We start from the raw sequence: 15,884 nt of genomic DNA, 5'->3' as shown, positions 1-15,884 counted from the left end.
CGTCGAGCCTCACGGCCGCGGTGGCGGCCCGGCTGGCGCGGCCGGAGACTCGGGCCGCATCCGCGCGCCGCTGGCGTGCGCAACTCCAGCTCGGTCGTGCGCGCGGGAGCGATAGCCGCAGCCTGGTGGCCTACAGGCGGAGTTGCGCAGGCGCGTCGAGCCCCACGGCCGCGGTGGCGGCCCGCCTGGCCCGGCCGGGTCAGGCGAGCTGGACGAGCTCGGCGAAGTCGTCGAGAGCGGGGTCGGATGCCGCGGCCGCGGCATCCTGCGCCGCGACGTCGGACGCGTCGTCCGGCAGGACGCACGCGTCGACGCGCATCCGCTGCAGGCCGACGTAGCCGCCGTGGTAGCTGAGGAACGCGCAGTCGGCGGCGTCGCGGCCGGTCGCGATGCGCACCAGCGAGCGGCGGTTCGCGAGCCGGGTGGCGTCGATGACGTACCAGCTGCCGTCGAGGTAGGCCTCGGCGACGGCGTGGAAGTCCATCGGGCGCAGCCCCGGCGCGAAGCACGCGGCGTAGCGGGCCGGCATGTCCATGGCCCGCAGCAGCGCGATGACGACGTGCGCGTAGTCGCGGCAGACGCCCTGGCCGGTCATCAGCGTGGTGACGGCCGAGTCGGTGCCCTGGCTGAGCCCCGGCGTGTAGGTCGTGCTGGAGGCGACGAACTCACTGACGGCCGCGATGAGGTCGAGGCCCTGCAGCCCCCGGAACTGACGCCGCGCCTGCGAGAAGACCTCGTCGGACTGGCAGTAGCGGCTGGGGCGCAGGTAGGTGATGGCTTCCAGGTCGCTCGTCGCGCGCTGGGCGACGTGGCCCTCGATGAGCGCCTCGTAGCGCACCTCGAGACGTCCCGACTCGCCCAGAAGGCGGTGCAGCCGGCTCCCGGACTGGTCGATGATCTCCGTCGGGGTGTACACGCGATCGCCCTGCGTGAAGGTCAACTCCTCGCGCAGGACCGGGGCCGGCTGGGCCGCCGCGATCTGGAAGATGAGGTCGACGGAGGCCCCGAGATCGAGGTCCAGTTCGGCGGTCACGAGGCGTTGCACCGCAGTATCCTCGCACGCCGCGGAGGCGGTCGCGCACACGGATGTCGGGACCCTCTCACGCGGGTCCCCGACGGCCGATTCCGGTTTGCGCCGACCGTGACCTACTCTCGTCGCATGTCCGCCGTCCGCCGCCCGCGTCGCCGCCTTCCGGCGGGCGCACGGGCGACGCTCGCGACGCTCGTCGCGGTCGCCTGCGGCGTGGGCGTCTGGCAGCTCGCGATGCGCATCGCCGACCCGGCACCGGCCGCGGTCACGGCCGCCGGCAGCGACGCCGTGGCGGTGGCACCGGCATCCCTCGTGCTGCCGGATCACCCCACGGTGCTGGTGTTCGGCGACTCCTGGACGTACGGCTCGGCAGCCGCATCACCGGCCCTCGGCTACGCCGCCGTGGTCGGCGAGCTCGCCGGCTGGACGACGGTGGTCGACGGCGTGCGCGGCTCCGGGTATCTCACACCCGGGATCGACGGGCCCGACTACGCCACGCGCATCGCGGCGCTCGACCCGCGGCTCGATCCGGACCTCGTGATCGTGCAGGGCTCGATCAACGATCGACGCGAGCCGGCGGCGGGCTATCGGCAGGCGGTGGATGCCGCGTGGGACGCCCTGGCGGATCGGCTCCCGCGCGCGCAGGTGGTCATCCTCGGGACGGCGCCGCAGGTGCTGCCCGTCGAAGCGGCGACGGCGCGGATCGACGCGGATCTCGCCGCCGCGGCCGCTGCGCGCGGCTGGTGGTACATCTCCCCCGTCCGGGAGCGGTGGATCACGCCGGCGAACTACGCGCAGGTGATCGACGCCGGTGCCGGGCGCCAGCACCCCTCGACCGCCGGGCACCGCTACCTCGCGGAGCGGCTCGCGGCGGCGGTCGCGGCGCTGCAGCGGTGATACCCTCGATCGGTACGCCTCCGTAGCTCAGGGGATAGAGCGTTGGTTTCCGGTACCAAAGGTCGCAGGTTCGATTCCTGTCGGGGGCACACAAAAGTCAGCCATGGTGCATCCCATGGTGCATACGCCCGGCTGAACCGCGCAACACCCTGTGTGCGGTGATCGGGTCGTGCGCTTGGCCTTCGAGTGATGCGGCCGCGCGTCCGAGGAGCTGGAAGTACCGTGCCGGGGTGATCCCGAGGTCTCGGCGGATCTGGTTCTCCACCTCACCGCGCACGACCGGGTGCGCGGCCGCGAAGTCGAGCAGCTGCGGGATCGTCGGAGTTGGCATGGCGACAGTGTGCGCGCGGCCACCGACACCGATGTCGTCGGTGTCTCCTACGCTCACCGCATGCCCCGCTCAGGTCTCGACCCCGACACCGCCCTCGACGTGCTCCTCGCCGCGACCTGCTCCCGCCACCGGTACACGACCAATGCGGCGCCCGTCATCGTCGAACTGCACCGCATCGCCGGCGCACGTGTTGACATCCTCGCGCGCGTCGCCGGATCATGGGTCGGATACTACGGCGACGACCACACACGGACCCTCAGTGATGCGCTGCTCGAGATCCCCGGTGCGGACGCGTGGGTCGCGCTCGGGCGGGAACGGCGGGATGCTCCCGTGCACGGCGCCCCGCAGGTGCGACCGTAGGCTGGTGAGCATGCTGACCGGCCTTATCCGCCCCGTGGAGACCCGCACCGTCGACGTCGAAGGCGACTCCCTCGCCGACGTGCACGCGAAGCTGGTCGCGCAGGTGCCGGCAGGGTGGGAGCTCACGAAGGCGCCCGTGACGATGACGGCGGGGTCGACCTCGCTGAAGGCGACCGGGACGATCGAACGCCGCGACGGCATCCGCGAGATCGAAGCCGACACCATGACGCAGCTCGAGGCGAAGGTGCCCGACGGGTGGACGCTCCTCAGCGTGCGAGCGATCTGACGAAACACCGCATCTGTATGATCCGCGCATGGCTTACCGCGACCTCCCCCCAGCAGCGCGCCGACTGATCCTCTGGCAGCTCACCGGCGTCGGCGTCCTCATGATCGGCGTCGGCGTGCTCGTCTGGGCGGCGATCCTCTACTACCAGTCCGCGAGCGTCGGCTGACCACCGGCGGAACCGTTACACGACGGTCATGTGTGTTCCCTATGCTCATCGATGAGATAGGAGCACCCCCATGCCCTCAGGTCCCGCCGTTGCCGCTGTCGTAGACCGCGTCGCCCCCTCGGGCGTGAAGAAGTCAGCGTTCCGTCCAGACGTCCAAGGGCTGCGCATGATCGCGGTTCTCGCGGTCATCGCAGACCACCTCTTCCACTGGCCCACCGGCGGGTTCGTCGGCGTCGATGTGTTTTTCGTGATCTCGGGCTTCCTGATCACTTCGCTGCTGCTGCGGGAGCACGAGAAGACCGGCACGATCTCCTTCTGGGGGTTCTACCGTCGACGCATTAAGCGGATCATCCCCGCCGCGATGCTCGTCATCATCGTCACGCTCATCGCCGCATGGCTGATCTTCAACCGGGTCCGCTTCGAACAGACCATCGGTGACGGGATCTGGGCGACGTTCTTCGGCGCGAACTGGCACTTCGCACTGCAGGGCACCGACTACTTCGGTGCGGAGACCGCTGTCTCCCCGCTGCAGCATTACTGGTCCCTCTCCGTCGAAGAGCAGTTCTACTTCGTGTGGCCGTGGCTGATGCTCCTCATCTTCTGGGTCGTGGCATCCACGAGGGGAACCGCGCGACACGCACGCGGCGTCGTGCTCGCCGCGATCTCCCTCATCACGGTCGCATCGTTCGGGTGGGCGCTCTACGAGACCGCGACCCACCCGACGTGGGCGTACTTCTCGACCTTCTCCCGAGCGTGGGAGCTCGGGCTTGGGGCGCTGATCGCCGTGATCGCACCCGTGTTCAGCAAGCTCCCCGACTGGGCGCGTCCGATCATCGCGTGGGTCGGTCTCGCAGGCATCGTCGCGAGCGTCTTCCTCGTCAGCGCCGGCCCCGGCTTCCCCGCCCCGTGGGCCGCACTACCCGTCACCGCGACCGCCCTCGTGATCATCGCCGGCACCGGAGCGCCCGCCCGCTTCATCTGGCCCATCACCAACCCCGTCTCCAACTACATCGGCGACATCTCCTACTCCCTGTACCTGTGGCACTTCCCCGTCATCATCTTCGCCAGCGAGTTCTTCCCCACCCCCGACCTCACGTTCTACCTGCTCACGATCAGTGCGATGTTCACCCTCGCGATCGTCTCCTACCACCTCGTCGAGGACCCGATCCGACGCTCCTCACTCTGGGAGCCCGAGCGTCAGACGCGGTCGCGCCGGCGCCACCGCCACCACCGCGGGTACGAACCGAACCTCGGGAAGCAGCTCGCCGCCCTCGGCGCTGTCGCACTCATCACCGGCGTGCTCGTCATCCTCGCGCTCACCCCGCGTCCCAGCAGCACCGCCGCGACCAACCCTCAACCCGTCGTCACGTCCACGCCCACGGCCAGCCCCACTCCGGGCGGAGGGCAGTCAGCGATTCAGGCTGAGCTTTCCGCAGCGCTCGCGGCAACCGCATGGCCCGATCTGTCCCCGACCGTCGACGAGCTCGGTTCGATCAAGTTCGACAACGCCGATGCGAACGGGTGCGCCCCAGCGAACCCGGACGGGAAGGACTGCGCGGAGATCACCGTCGGTGACCCGTCGCGCACGGTCGTCGTGGTCGGGAACTCGATTGCGGTCGCCTGGCTCCCCGCTATCCGCAGCGTCTTCGAGCCGCGCGGTTGGGAGGTCATCGCGCTGACGATGATCGGATGCCCGTTCGTGAACGCCGACACCGTCAATCCTGACGACGGCGTGACCGCCGCGTGCGGAGGCCACAAGGACATCGTCGTCGACACGATCAACCGGATCCATCCGCAGATCGTGATCTCCTCGAACGTCTACGGGACGAACTTCCAAGACCCGACCGGCTACGCGAGCGACGCCGCCCACTGGGGCGACGCGACGAAGACGATGCTTGATCGCATCAGCGGCGGCTACGGCACGTTCGTGATCCTCTCGCAGCCGCCCCGCGGCAAGGATCCCGTCGAATGCGCGACGAAGATCTCGAAGCCGCAGGCGTGTGCGTTCACCATCCCGGAGACGTGGTTCCCGTTCTCGCAGGCGGAGCAGGCGTCACTCCCCGCGGAGAACACCGCCTACCTGGACACCCGGGAGTGGTTCTGCGTGAAGACGGCGTGCCCCGCGTTCGCTGGAACCACCCTCATCAAGCGTGACGCGACCCACCTCACACCGCAGTACGCGGAGAGGATCGCGCCGCTGCTGGCAGACATGCTCACGTCGAAGGGCATCCTGAACGGATGATCAACGCAGAAACGGCCCCGGCCTCTCCGAAGAGAAGCCGGGGCTGTTCTAGTGGTGAGCTCAGAACTCGCAGATCGCGAGGCCTGTGACGGTGTTCGAGGGTGAGGAGCCGCCCGTGTACGACGGGGTCGCGATCACCCGGACGAGGCTCGGCGGGCGCAGGAGCGTCCGCTGCTGGATGCGAGGGTTGGCGTCCGCGGTCGTGATGGGAGTCCAGTCCGCACCGCCCACGACGAACGTGGCGATGTCTGCGGCGGAGAAGTCCTTCCACGACGGTGCGGCCGCGAACTGCGCCCCGGTCGTGTGCTCCATTGCCCACTGGAACTTGTACGTCATCGTCCAGTCGGACGGTGACCCGGTGACGGCGGAGCAGTACATCTGGAACGTGACCCGCGAGTAGATCCCGAACTCGATCGGGTTCTGCGGGAAGTAGCGGGTCGCGTTGTTGCCGGAGTCGACAGTGCGGTCGGCTCCGAGGACCATCGTGTGTGCGGTCATGATGTGGGGAACACCGTCCCTTCCGGGTAGTGGAGCAGCGTGGACCGTCCGATGAACAGGGCAGCCGGCCCGTCAGCGGTCGCGGTGCGGTTGAAGATCGAGTTGCCGATGTTCTGCCCACCCGCGTACGAGGAGCCCCCGCCGCCGGTGGTGAGCTGCGGTGACTGCGCACCACGGCCCGCGCCGAGGCCCGTCAGGTCGAACCACTTCCCCCCGAGGAGTGCCCGGTGGTATGCGCCGACGCCGCTGTTCGCGTCGAGGCTGACGACGAGGGCCTGGGGGAAGAAGCCGGCCTTGTTCTCGTTCCACCCGAAGACCACGCCCTGCCCGGCGGTCGGGCTCGTCTCGCTTGCGGCCGCAGCACCCGGGATGTCGACGGAGTTGCTGGAGTCGTCGATGATCGAGTACTTCGGCGCGAACACGTCCGGGCCGGAGCCGACCCACCGCTGAAGGATCAGCTTCGGGAACATGCGAGACGAGTTGTCGATCTTCTGCGTGTCGATGCCCATGTGGATCGAACGAGGCGCGGCCTGCTCCGCCGTGCCACGGTACGCGATCCACTGCAGCAGCAGCAGGAACCCGGTCTCGTGGGTGCGAGCACCGCGCTTGTACGCGCTGCACGACCCGCCATAGGCGGCGTTCGCGGTCGTCGACGTTCCCGTCGACAGCTTCAGCGAATGGCGGGAACCGTTGAACGTGCGCTGCTGCGACAGGCCGATCGGCGGGTTCCACGACGTCGCGGAGCCGTTCCGCTCCGAATGGTCCTGCCACCCGTCGTACCCGTCGTTGAACGTGTCATCGGAGATGACCTGGTCGTACCCCTCGGGCAGCAGCCCGGGCGGCAGGTTGAAGGTGCGGAAATCAGCGCTCTTGGCGAGTCCTCCCATTTCAGGCCTCCTCGAAGGTGATGTCGTAGATATCGGCAGTCGGTGTTGCGGTGACCTCGGCGAGGGTCCTGTCGAGCGTGATCACGACCACCGTCGAAGGCGGAAGGGGATGCCCATCAGAAGTGCGGACCCGAACGAAGTTGGCCCCAAGCTCTCCGTCTGAGAGGCGCCCGTCGAGATCTGCGCGGATGCTGTTGTGTTCCGCTGTGTGGCCAGTCTGGCCAGGAGTGAACGTCATACTGGTCCTCCTCAGAACCGGTCAATAGTGCGCGTGGTGATCTCGTTCTCAATCCAGTCCCGCAACGACTCATCCGGCGTGACTGGGGTGAACAAGGAAGGGTCCACGTCAACGAGCGCGCCGAAATCGACGGGACCCGTGTCGGGGATGGTGACGTACCGGCGGAGCTGCGCACCGGTCGCGTCGGAACGGATCACGATGCGCGCAGCACACATCACCCGTTGGTTCCAGGATGAGCGGTGCCGCGAGCTCACCATCCGCGTACGTGACAATGACGGGTTTCGGGAGCGTCACCACTTCACCGTCAACCCGGACGAAACGTCTGGTGCCGGCGAAGTAGTCGACCGTCACCCGGCCGCTGGTCGCCGCGCCCGTACCGCCGAGAATCGTTTCATCGACGGTCAAGTTCACGACCGTCACGAGTTACCCCTTCAGGTCACGGCGGAGCAGCACGCGCGCGGCCGCGGCCTGCTGATCCGCTTCCGCCTCCGACGGCTCCAAGACCGACTGCTGCACGAGCGTCGCATCCGCATAGTCGCCGGGGATACCCTTCGACGTGATCGACAGGTACGAGGCGGCACCCGCGAGCACCGCGGACACGACAGCGCCGGCGACACCCAGACCGATGCCGAGAAGCGCATCACCCGTCGAGGGGATCGCGATCGCGGTGATCGGGATCACCGACGCGAGCGACTGCGTGAACGTGCGGACGAAACCACGCTTCGCGGCGAGCTGCACCGCAGCGGGGACGATCTGATCGGTCATGACTGCTCCTTCAGGGATGGGTGTGTGTCTTCGAGGGGATCAGCGATCCCTAGCCGGGTAAGGATCGTCGGAGGAAGCATCGGCAACGGACCAGGGCGACCCTTCTGATCCCAGATCCACAGCTGGTAGAAGTGCGTGCGCACCGCATCGTGGATCTCGTGGGACTCGCGCTTCACCGTCTCAAGCGCGGTGCTCATCTCCGAGACCTTCAGCGTCAGTGCCTTGGTGCGCTCCTCGACCCGTTCGTCGATGTACCGCATGAGCGCGTCCGCATCCTTGAAGCGGGCAGAGATCGTGCCTTCCTCCACGTCGACAGCGTCGGCGCGATCCTTGCGGCGGAACCGGAGCCAGGCGAGCAGCGCAATCAGCACCGCAGAGACGAACGAGAGGAGTGCGATCAGGATGCCGTCGTTCATGCGCGGCCTCCCCGCCGCCGCGTTGCCCGCCGTTCGACCCACTCGTCGATCAGGCGGTCCAGTCGCGCGATCGGCAGCATGGTGAGCCCGAGGATCATCGACACGATGAACCAGTTCGGGGCTTCCTTCGCCGTGATCTGTTCCGGCGACGGTGACAGGATGATCCCGAACACGTACCCGACGATCAGCGAGACGAGCAGGATCTTCCCGATCATCTCGACGGGCCACATCCGCGGCCACACGACCCCCGTCAGGCACGCGAAAGCGACCAGGGTGAACACGGCACCGATGAGGTCCGTCGCGTCGCCATAGAGCCGGTCCAGCAGCAGCGAACCGTACACAACCGCATGTACGCCGGCGGACATCATGATCACGTCGAACAGCGGCAGCCACACCCGTTTCGCCGTGCGCCATGGATCATCCTCGGGCACGACGCCCGGCGCCCACACGGATGCCGCCCAGAGGCGGCGGATCACGAGATCTTCGACAGGACGCTGCTGATGAGCAGGTCCATCTCCGCGACCGACATGCCAGCGGCTTTCGACACGTCCCCACCGCCGATCTGCCACCGCATCCACCGGTTCAGGAGGTCAGCGGTCTGCCCGTTCAGGGCGACCCGACCCCGCGGACCGACGGCTACCTGCTGCTTCTGCCCGGGCGCGTCGAGGTTGAAGATGATGCTGATGTTCGGCATGGGGAGAACTCCTGTCGGCTCGGGTTCGGGTGCGGTCTGCGGGGTGAAGGGGCGGGACGTGTCCGCCGACGTCCCCGCGAGTACGGAGCGGATGATGATGGCCGGGTCGGTGAACGCATCGAGCGTCCGGTAGCCGGGCACGAACGAGTACGCCGCGGTCGGGTTCGTCGTGACCACGAGATGCAGGTGACGGCCCGTCCACGCGCTCCCGGGGAAGTCGGGAGAGATCGCGGGCAGAGTCTTCGGGCCGTTCGCAGCCCGCCCCACACGGTCGCCCTGCTCAAGCGTGTCACCCACCGTAGGGAGACGGTCGTTGGCGATGTGGCAGTAGAAGTAGTAGTTGCCGTCCGTGCCGAGCACCACGACAACCCACGCCATCGTGCCCGTGAGGACGACCGCGGCCACCCGTCCCGGCCACAGGGCGGGGATGTCCTCCCCGTTCCCGGCGAGGATGTCCATGCCGATGTGCCGGCCGGGCACGATCGTGTACGCGTCACCCTGCGCGCCGAACGGCAACGACCAGTACCGTTCCGCGTAGAAGTCGAGGACGTTCTGCGGTGCGCTCATCACTCACCTCACATCGGGACCGGGTAGATGACTTTCACCGTCGCCGAGCGGCGCCCAGCCGGCGGCGTCAGTGCCGTCAACGCCCCAGACGTGCTGACGTTCAGCGGCACAATCTGAGACGGCGACGGGCCCATCGTCGCCTGCACCACGTACTCCTCAACGGGTCGAGCCCCCACGGGGAATGTCAGCATCACGTCGGCATGAGCGATGTCCGAACTCTTCACCACGTCGATGGAGCCCAGCACGAATCCCGAGCGGATGTACAAGTTGTTGTTCGAGAGCGTGAATCCAGAACCGGCAACCGGGACAACAGACCCGCGGGCCGTCTCCTTCGACGCGACCCCGACCCACTGCCCGTACCAGACGAACACCGCCGCAATGTCGGTCACGCCGAGGATGCGACCATTCCAGTTCCCCGACGCGGGCAACGCAGACTTCGTCGCCGCCGTGAACATCGACGGGTCACCGAAGTGGGCGTACACCGAAGCGAAATCATCCGGAGGGCGGAACGGGGAAGAACCCGTCGGCGGAGTACCACCAGTCACATCAGCCATCAGCTCGTCCATTCCATGTAGATGCGGACACCCGTCGGCGCGGGTGCGTAACGAATCCAGTAACCGGAATCCGGGTAGATCCCGACGCCCTTCGCAGACCCCGATTTCAGGGCCGCAGCGAAACCGGAGATGTCCTTACTGGTCTCGTCCTGCCCCACCGAAACCAGCCCTGACAGGTCACCCGACGCCAGCACGGTCGGGATCGTCCCGTACCCGTGAACCCCGAACTTGACCGCCGCGGGCGAGTAGGAGTTGTTCCACTCCCGCACCAGCAGCAGCACACACTTCGTGACCGTCGCGCCCGCCGGGATCGTGTTCACGATCTGATCCCCGAAACCAACACCAGCGACACGGTTCTGCGACGATTCGACACCCGAATTGTCCAGCGTCCCCAGACGCCACGACCCTGACCATGTCGGCGTGAACGTGGCGGACCCTCCCGTAGCAGGAGGCGGTGGCGGGGTCACGAAATCGGACCCAGCCGGCTCCACCGAGTACGTCCCCGCGGGAACACACCGGCCCGCATGATCCAACCGGACCCGAGCCCCATTAGCCGGAGCAGCCCCAAGATGCGGGTACACGTACTGCTGACCATCGTCGCCGTCGACCGTCGCGACCCCCGCCGCAGTCGTCAACACTGTCCCCAACGGGGCACCCATCACCAACGTGCAGACGACATTCCCAACCCCAGCCTTCACAACCCGCACCCGATCACCAGGCCACGGCGGCGGACCCTCCCACGGGTACTCAGCCTCCACACCATTCGTGTTGACCAGGACCGTCCTCGAACCCCACAGCACATCCACACAAATGCCCTCTGTAGAGTCCGCCCGACCCTGCGCGAGCTCGTAAAACCGTTCCTCGTCGGTCATGAATCCTCCGCCACAATCAACGACACCTGCACCGTCTCCGTCGGATCGTTCGGGATGCTGATAGCGGACACCTCACCCGTCCACGCCCTGCCCGTAGCCCTGTCCGTGACACGACCAAAATCGGACAGGTCAAGCAGCAGCCCCACCGCACCCAACTTGACCGTCACCGTCCGCGATCGACGGTTCAACAGGCGCGCAAGAACAGTCCGCGCACCAGCCGTCGCCGCAGCAGCAGAGTCGTACACCGGGGACACATGCTCGTAGTCCGCCTGCCCCGCATTCGCCACAGACCGCGGGTCCGTATCATCCGTGAACGCAGCGAACGCGGAGAAATCCCCGTTCGGAGAGTGCGCCCACACATAGTTCACGAACTCGTCGGTTTGCGCGTCGGACGCCTCCACAACACCATCAAGGTCGAAATCGAGAACCGTCTCCGTCGCCCACCTGTCAGCCGGGCGCAACGTCAACGCACCCTGCCGCGTCACCCGCACCTTCGCACCAGCAAACCCAGCGAGCATCGACACCGCAGACCGTCGATCCTCATACACCGTCCCCGCAGGAACCGGCACATCAGGGACATCAGCCGACTGCATCAACGGGAACAACGTCAGGCGTTGCAACTCCGAATACACCGTCGCACCCGCCGGCGGCGAGGCAGGGTTGACGATCTTCGCCCGCTGCAGCATCCGCAACCGGTCAGCAAGATCAACGCCCACCTCCCAGTCAAGAACCTGACCAGTGAGCGTCGGCTCCTCGAGATACGTGAACGGCCCACCTGTCACATACCCCGGGAACTCGTCGTCGAACACGTCATCGAACAGGTCGTCGTGGAGAACGTACGGCGCATCAACGGTGACCTGTTTCCGCTCCCACCGGAACGTCTCCCTGCCGCCGTCGTTCCCCGTGATCCGGTACACGCCCAACGGGATCGTGTAATCCCCTGACCGCAACTTCACAATCCGGGAAACGGACACCTCCTGCCCGTACGGGGCGAGGAAAGCGTCCCGCGCTTTCGGGACCAGAGAATCACCGAACCCGAAAACCCGGATCGAACCGTTGCTCTGAATCTCCCCGTTCGCATCCCACGAGAACCCACCATCAGGGTGCAGATCAAGGGCGACGGACTGGCCGCGATATTGTGCCACCGCAGTAGCCTCAGACTCGACCGAATCTTCCAAAGCCGCCGCCACGTCCACGGGAACCTGAAGCATCAGACCCCCTCAGACCAGCGACGGCGGGTTACGGATCGCCTCAATGTACGTAGCCCATTCGGCCGCCGCATCGTCGTACGTTGCCTCGGGCGGGTACTTCGCATCCAGGTACGCCTTGTACAGCGCGTACGTGTACACCGGGACCAGCACGTCAACCGACGGGCGCGACACTTCCGACCCAGACATGAGCCACAGGTTCGTGTCCCGCCCGAAACGGGCATGATCGGTGGAGTCAGCCGTCGGGGTCGGGATCGTCGCGTAAAACGATCCCGGCAACCCCGTACGCGGGTGCGTCCGCACCAACACGACCGGCTGATCCAGAACATCGCTCAGCTTGTCCGCATCATCAACGGTGTCCGTGTAGCAGGACAAGTTCACCTGCTGAAACGCCGACATCAAACCCGACATCGCAAACGATCTCGTACCCGCCTGGTACACCTTCGACGGACGCGAACGGCCCCGCTGACCAGCGAACTGCGCCTCACCATCCAGGGCCACCACCGTCGCCGGAGCGAACGGATCAGACAGGATCACCCGACCAAACGGGATCTCCACCTCAACCGGCATGTTCAACACCAAGCCGATGTCATTCCCCGACGCATCGAACTGACGCACCCGATACACCACCGAAACGCCAGCAGGGATCGTGTAGTCATACACCACGAAACCACCCGCCACAGTGCGGGGAGTGTTCTCAACCGGAACACTCCCCCACTGCGACACCTGCATCACCTGAGCCGTCACGCACGACGGGTCCAGGTCCGCATCATCGATATCGATAACCGCACGAGGCGACGGGGCCATGTCCGAGAACGCGGTCACCGTAGATGCCATCAGAAGCTCCCATCCCAACCACGCTGAGCGGCCTTCTTCTGCGACTTGTCATACGCCGTGATCATCCCGTTCACATACCCCGAGAGCCCGTCGCCGAGATCAAGGGTTCCGCTCAGACGCATCCCGTCCAGGCTGATCGGCTGCGCCCGGGGCGTGACGAATGTCGTAGACGTCGCGTAGACCGGCCCGCCTTCGGCATAACGAGGCACGGAACCACGCATCACAGACGAACGCATCCGCAGCACGGCACCATGACCGCCCATCCGTGCGACCTCCGCCGCCGTCAACACGTGCTCACCGTTCGACAGAAGCGCAGGGATACTGTCGCTCGTCCCCGTGCCAGGACCGCGCACAGGACCACCCTCGGCGTAGCCGCCCAGACGCCCGATTGGGACCAGCGTTCCAGGCTGGGTGTCGATCGTCATGATCGGACGAATCTGCGCGATCCGCTCAGCGAACTTCTCCGCCTCCGTCAACCCCTTCGACGTGTCAACAAGAAGATCGATCTGCTTCGACGTCGGAAGGGCAAACACCCTATCCGCGAGCTTCTGCACTTCGTCCCTGTTGAAACCCGCCGCAACCGCAGAATCCATGAACTTCTGCCGCTGATCCGCGAGAGTCGCAGCGTACTTATCCGCCGACTCCTTCGCGCCCATCGTCGTCTGGTCCACGTCGTACTGAGCTTTGGCAGCATCCCGAGCATCACCAGCAATACCAGCGAGCATCGCCGCGTTCGAGGAGCCAGCAGTCGTCGACTCATCAAGCGACAGCGTGAACCCGTCCAGGGTTCCGTTCGCGTCCTCGAAGGCCTTCTTCTGCGCTTCGACTTCCGCCGTGATCCCCGAGAGGCCCTTCAACCAGTCGGCGTTCGCAGTGATCGCCTTCTGCTGCACGTTGTTCTGAGCGTCCATCTGGTCGTACAGGTTCTTCAATGCGTCGCGGACACCATCAACCTGCTTCGCCTGATCGAGATACGCGTCCGACGCCGTCTTAGTGGATGCCTCGGCATCCCCCATCGCAATCTTCAACAGAGTCTGGGCGTCAGCAGTGAGGCCAGCGGTCGTTGCTTGCTTCGTCAGAGCGTCCGCAAGAGGCTCGTTCGTCTGGATGAACGTCTGCATCTGCGCATCAGTCAGCTTCGCATCACTCGCGAGGCGACGGAACTGAGCCGAGAACGTCGCCATGTCGCCAGAGTTCGCGATGTCAGCGAGCTTGTTAGCTACCGTCACCGCAGTACCCGACGTCGATCGCGGGTTCCAGAAGTCACTCTTCGCGACAGCGTCGAGCTCGCCACCAAGACCCTGCAGAAGTTTCGTCGCTTGCTGCGTATTGGTGATGCCCTCGCTGTTGAGCGCAGCCGCGAACAGATCAACGCCAGACTTCGCCTGACGCATCTGGTTGTCGATCTTGTCGGCAGATGGCAGTAGACCCTGCGCGATAGCATTCGAGAGGGCATCCACACCCCACGCTGCGGCGCCCGCGGCGGCACCAATCGCTCCAACACGAGCCAGCGCGCCGATCGCTCGTGAAGCGCGTTGCGCAGCAGGGCTGAGCAGCTCTACCGCCGCCCGGTAGGCCGCAATCTTAGGCACTGCGAGCAGGAATGTCCCCCCAGCAAGGGCGGCGGCGGCCGTGACCACTCCGACCCAATAGACGGCCGACTGCGCACCTTCCGGAAGCCCGTTGAAGCCATCCACGAGGTCAGTGATGCCCTGCACGGCAGAACGTAGAGGGCCCTGCCCAGCGCCACCGATCGTGATCAACGCGGTGTCGAATGCGCCCGACAGCTTCTCCAGGTCACCGTTCAGGTTGTCAAGCCGAGTGGCCGCGGTCTCCCCCGCATACCCAGCATCGTTGACTTCCCTCGTCCAGTTCGCGATGCCCTTCGCGCCCTCGGTGTAGAGGATGTTCGCGGCGCGGATCGCGTCCTGGCCGAAGATGATCGCGAGAGAAGCGTTGCGCTGCTCCTGCGTCAAACCACCAAGACGCTTCTGAAGCTGCCCCGCGAGGCTCTCCATGCCGACGAACTTGCCCTGCGCGTCATACGCCTGCAGGCCAAGCTCCTTCATCTTGTCGGCCGCTTCACCGCTCGGGTTAGCCAGCCGCAGCAGCATCGTACGGAACGATGTGCCCGCGTCCGAGCCGAGAAGTCCCTTCGACGCAAACGCGGCGAGCGATCCTGTCGTCTCCTCAAGGGAGAGCCCGAACTGGGAGGCGACCGTGCCCGACTGTGAGAGCGCCATCGAGAGGTCCGACACGTCTCCCATCGCCTTGCCCGCACCTGCGGCGAGGACGTCGGCAACGTGGGACGCCTGGTTTCCCTTGAGCCCGAACTGCTGCAGCGTCGTAGACGCGATGCCAGCCGCATCGGCGACAGCAAGACCCCCAGCGGCCGCCAGGTCGAGCGCACCCGTCAGACCACCATTGATGATGTCCTTCGTCGCGATACCAGCCTTAGCTAGCTCCTCGATCGCGCCTGCGGCTTCCTTCGCGGAGTAGACCGTCGAGGCACCAGCCTCGATAGCGGCATCACGCAGGAGCGCCATGTTGTCGGCGGACTCGTGCGTCGCAGCCTGCACGTTCGACATCGCCTGGTCGAACTCGGCGGCCTTCTTCGTCGCGAGAATCAGACCAGCAGCAACAACACCGCCGGCTGCGAGCATGGACTTGCCGACGAAGTCCATCGCCTTCCGCTGAGCCTCAAGCTTCTCCCTGAGCTTGTCGAGCTCGGAAGCGGACTCGCGCGTCTTCTTCGTAACCTGATCCATACCGGTCAGGTAGGAGCTAATCTCCGCGGTGATCGAGACCTTAACAACCCGGTTCGTCATGCGACCCCCTCACATGCGAAAGCCCCCGTGCGACGGGGGCTAGGTTGAGCGGTACTGTGTCCGCATGGGAAAGAGCCCTTTGGACCGGTTGAGCCAGCTACAGGCAGGCTTGGCCATCGCCGTTCTGGTTGCCGTCGTAGCCGGCTTCAACATTCCGGTAGAACCGTTCAGGCTCATGCTGTTCGTGATCGCGGCGATCGCGCTCCTG

The 15,884-nt window shown here is 66.1% G+C and carries 20 protein-coding genes and 1 tRNA gene; 6 read left to right on the top strand and 15 right to left on the bottom strand.

Going from position 1 to position 15,884, the window contains the following annotated elements:
- Nucleotides 1-199: 199 nt before the first annotated feature.
- A complete protein-coding gene (locus AC6CQV_RS03470; RefSeq protein ID WP_060959185.1) occupies nucleotides 200-1,045 on the bottom strand; it encodes a transglutaminase-like domain-containing protein in 846 nt (281 codons plus the stop codon).
- Between the two features lie 114 nt (nucleotides 1,046-1,159).
- Between AC6CQV_RS03470 and AC6CQV_RS03465 the strand changes: the two genes are divergently transcribed.
- Both AC6CQV_RS03465 and AC6CQV_RS03460 read left to right on the top strand, forming a co-directional pair.
- Nucleotides 1,160-1,927 carry an SGNH/GDSL hydrolase family protein gene (locus tag AC6CQV_RS03465; RefSeq protein WP_498260305.1) on the top strand — a complete coding sequence of 256 codons (768 nt, stop codon included), beginning with the start codon at nucleotides 1,160-1,162 and terminating at the stop codon, nucleotides 1,925-1,927.
- A 16-nt stretch (nucleotides 1,928-1,943) separates the two neighbouring features.
- A tRNA-Arg gene (locus tag AC6CQV_RS03460) sits at nucleotides 1,944-2,016 on the top strand.
- An 8-nt stretch (nucleotides 2,017-2,024) separates the two neighbouring features.
- Here AC6CQV_RS03460 and AC6CQV_RS03455 read toward each other — a convergent pair.
- A complete protein-coding gene (locus AC6CQV_RS03455) occupies nucleotides 2,025-2,258 on the bottom strand; it encodes a DUF3263 domain-containing protein (RefSeq protein ID WP_498260304.1) in 234 nt (77 codons plus the stop codon).
- 60 nt (nucleotides 2,259-2,318) lie between these two features.
- Here AC6CQV_RS03455 and AC6CQV_RS03450 point away from each other — a divergent pair, with 60 nt between their 5' ends.
- The 4 genes from AC6CQV_RS03450 (at nucleotide 2,319) to AC6CQV_RS03435 (ending at nucleotide 5,312) form a co-directional block, all read left to right on the top strand.
- A complete protein-coding gene (locus tag AC6CQV_RS03450; RefSeq protein WP_498260303.1) occupies nucleotides 2,319-2,618 on the top strand; it encodes a hypothetical protein in 300 nt (99 codons plus the stop codon).
- A 10-nt stretch (nucleotides 2,619-2,628) separates the two neighbouring features.
- Nucleotides 2,629-2,904 (top strand): hypothetical protein, encoded by a 276-nt coding sequence (locus AC6CQV_RS03445; RefSeq protein ID WP_498260302.1) that lies wholly within the window; start codon nucleotides 2,629-2,631, stop codon nucleotides 2,902-2,904.
- 28 nt (nucleotides 2,905-2,932) lie between these two features.
- Entirely contained in the window at nucleotides 2,933-3,070 is a 138-nt protein-coding gene (locus tag AC6CQV_RS03440; RefSeq protein ID WP_498260301.1) for a hypothetical protein, read from the top strand.
- 166 nt (nucleotides 3,071-3,236) lie between these two features.
- A complete protein-coding gene (locus AC6CQV_RS03435; RefSeq protein ID WP_498260300.1) occupies nucleotides 3,237-5,312 on the top strand; it encodes an acyltransferase family protein in 2,076 nt (691 codons plus the stop codon).
- A 60-nt stretch (nucleotides 5,313-5,372) separates the two neighbouring features.
- On the opposite strand, the gene AC6CQV_RS03430 is transcribed toward AC6CQV_RS03435, so the two are convergent.
- The 13 genes from AC6CQV_RS03430 to AC6CQV_RS03370 form a co-directional block, all read right to left on the bottom strand.
- Nucleotides 5,373-5,810 (bottom strand): hypothetical protein, encoded by a 438-nt coding sequence (locus AC6CQV_RS03430; RefSeq protein ID WP_498260299.1) that lies wholly within the window; start codon nucleotides 5,808-5,810, stop codon nucleotides 5,373-5,375.
- The gene (locus AC6CQV_RS03425; protein ID WP_498260298.1) at nucleotides 5,807-6,697 is read right to left on the bottom strand and encodes a hypothetical protein; all 891 of its coding nucleotides are present in this window, start codon (nucleotides 6,695-6,697) and stop codon (nucleotides 5,807-5,809) included. The genes AC6CQV_RS03430 and AC6CQV_RS03425 overlap by 4 nt, the downstream gene beginning before the upstream one ends.
- A gap of 1 nt (nucleotide 6,698) precedes the next feature.
- A complete protein-coding gene (locus AC6CQV_RS03420; RefSeq protein WP_498260297.1) occupies nucleotides 6,699-6,935 on the bottom strand; it encodes a hypothetical protein in 237 nt (78 codons plus the stop codon).
- A gap of 11 nt (nucleotides 6,936-6,946) precedes the next feature.
- Nucleotides 6,947-7,192: a hypothetical protein gene (locus AC6CQV_RS03415; RefSeq protein WP_498260296.1), complete on the bottom strand. Its 246-nt coding sequence runs from the start codon at nucleotides 7,190-7,192 to the stop codon at nucleotides 6,947-6,949.
- A 166-nt stretch (nucleotides 7,193-7,358) separates the two neighbouring features.
- Nucleotides 7,359-7,700, bottom strand: coding sequence for a hypothetical protein (locus tag AC6CQV_RS03410; protein WP_498260295.1), 342 nt, complete (start codon nucleotides 7,698-7,700; stop codon nucleotides 7,359-7,361).
- Nucleotides 7,697-8,116 carry a hypothetical protein gene (locus AC6CQV_RS03405; protein ID WP_498260294.1) on the bottom strand — a complete coding sequence of 140 codons (420 nt, stop codon included), beginning with the start codon at nucleotides 8,114-8,116 and terminating at the stop codon, nucleotides 7,697-7,699. Before AC6CQV_RS03405 ends, AC6CQV_RS03410 begins: the two co-directional genes overlap by 4 nt.
- Nucleotides 8,113-8,565, bottom strand: coding sequence for a hypothetical protein (locus AC6CQV_RS03400; protein ID WP_498260293.1), 453 nt, complete (start codon nucleotides 8,563-8,565; stop codon nucleotides 8,113-8,115). Before AC6CQV_RS03400 ends, AC6CQV_RS03405 begins: the two co-directional genes overlap by 4 nt.
- 23 nt (nucleotides 8,566-8,588) lie before the next feature.
- Complete coding sequence (locus tag AC6CQV_RS03395) at nucleotides 8,589-9,377, bottom strand: M23 family metallopeptidase (protein WP_498260292.1); 789 nt, start codon at nucleotides 9,375-9,377, stop codon at nucleotides 8,589-8,591.
- 8 nt (nucleotides 9,378-9,385) lie between these two features.
- Nucleotides 9,386-9,943: a hypothetical protein gene (locus AC6CQV_RS03390; protein WP_498260291.1), complete on the bottom strand. Its 558-nt coding sequence runs from the start codon at nucleotides 9,941-9,943 to the stop codon at nucleotides 9,386-9,388.
- A complete protein-coding gene (locus AC6CQV_RS03385; protein ID WP_498260290.1) occupies nucleotides 9,931-10,251 on the bottom strand; it encodes a hypothetical protein in 321 nt (106 codons plus the stop codon). The genes AC6CQV_RS03390 and AC6CQV_RS03385 overlap by 13 nt, the downstream gene beginning before the upstream one ends.
- A gap of 548 nt (nucleotides 10,252-10,799) precedes the next feature.
- Nucleotides 10,800-12,014 carry a hypothetical protein gene (locus tag AC6CQV_RS03380; RefSeq protein ID WP_498260289.1) on the bottom strand — a complete coding sequence of 405 codons (1,215 nt, stop codon included), beginning with the start codon at nucleotides 12,012-12,014 and terminating at the stop codon, nucleotides 10,800-10,802.
- Nucleotides 12,015-12,023: 9 nt separating this feature from the next.
- Nucleotides 12,024-12,836, bottom strand: coding sequence for a hypothetical protein (locus AC6CQV_RS03375; RefSeq protein ID WP_498260288.1), 813 nt, complete (start codon nucleotides 12,834-12,836; stop codon nucleotides 12,024-12,026).
- Between the two features lie 11 nt (nucleotides 12,837-12,847).
- A complete protein-coding gene (locus tag AC6CQV_RS03370; RefSeq protein WP_498260287.1) occupies nucleotides 12,848-15,676 on the bottom strand; it encodes a phage tail tape measure protein in 2,829 nt (942 codons plus the stop codon).
- Nucleotides 15,677-15,884: the final 208 nt, after the last annotated feature.

It is taken from the genome of Microbacterium sp. EG9 (genome assembly GCF_059759475.1).
The sequence above is the reverse complement of the archived record's forward strand: the minus strand, read 5'-3'. Positions and strand labels throughout refer to the sequence as shown.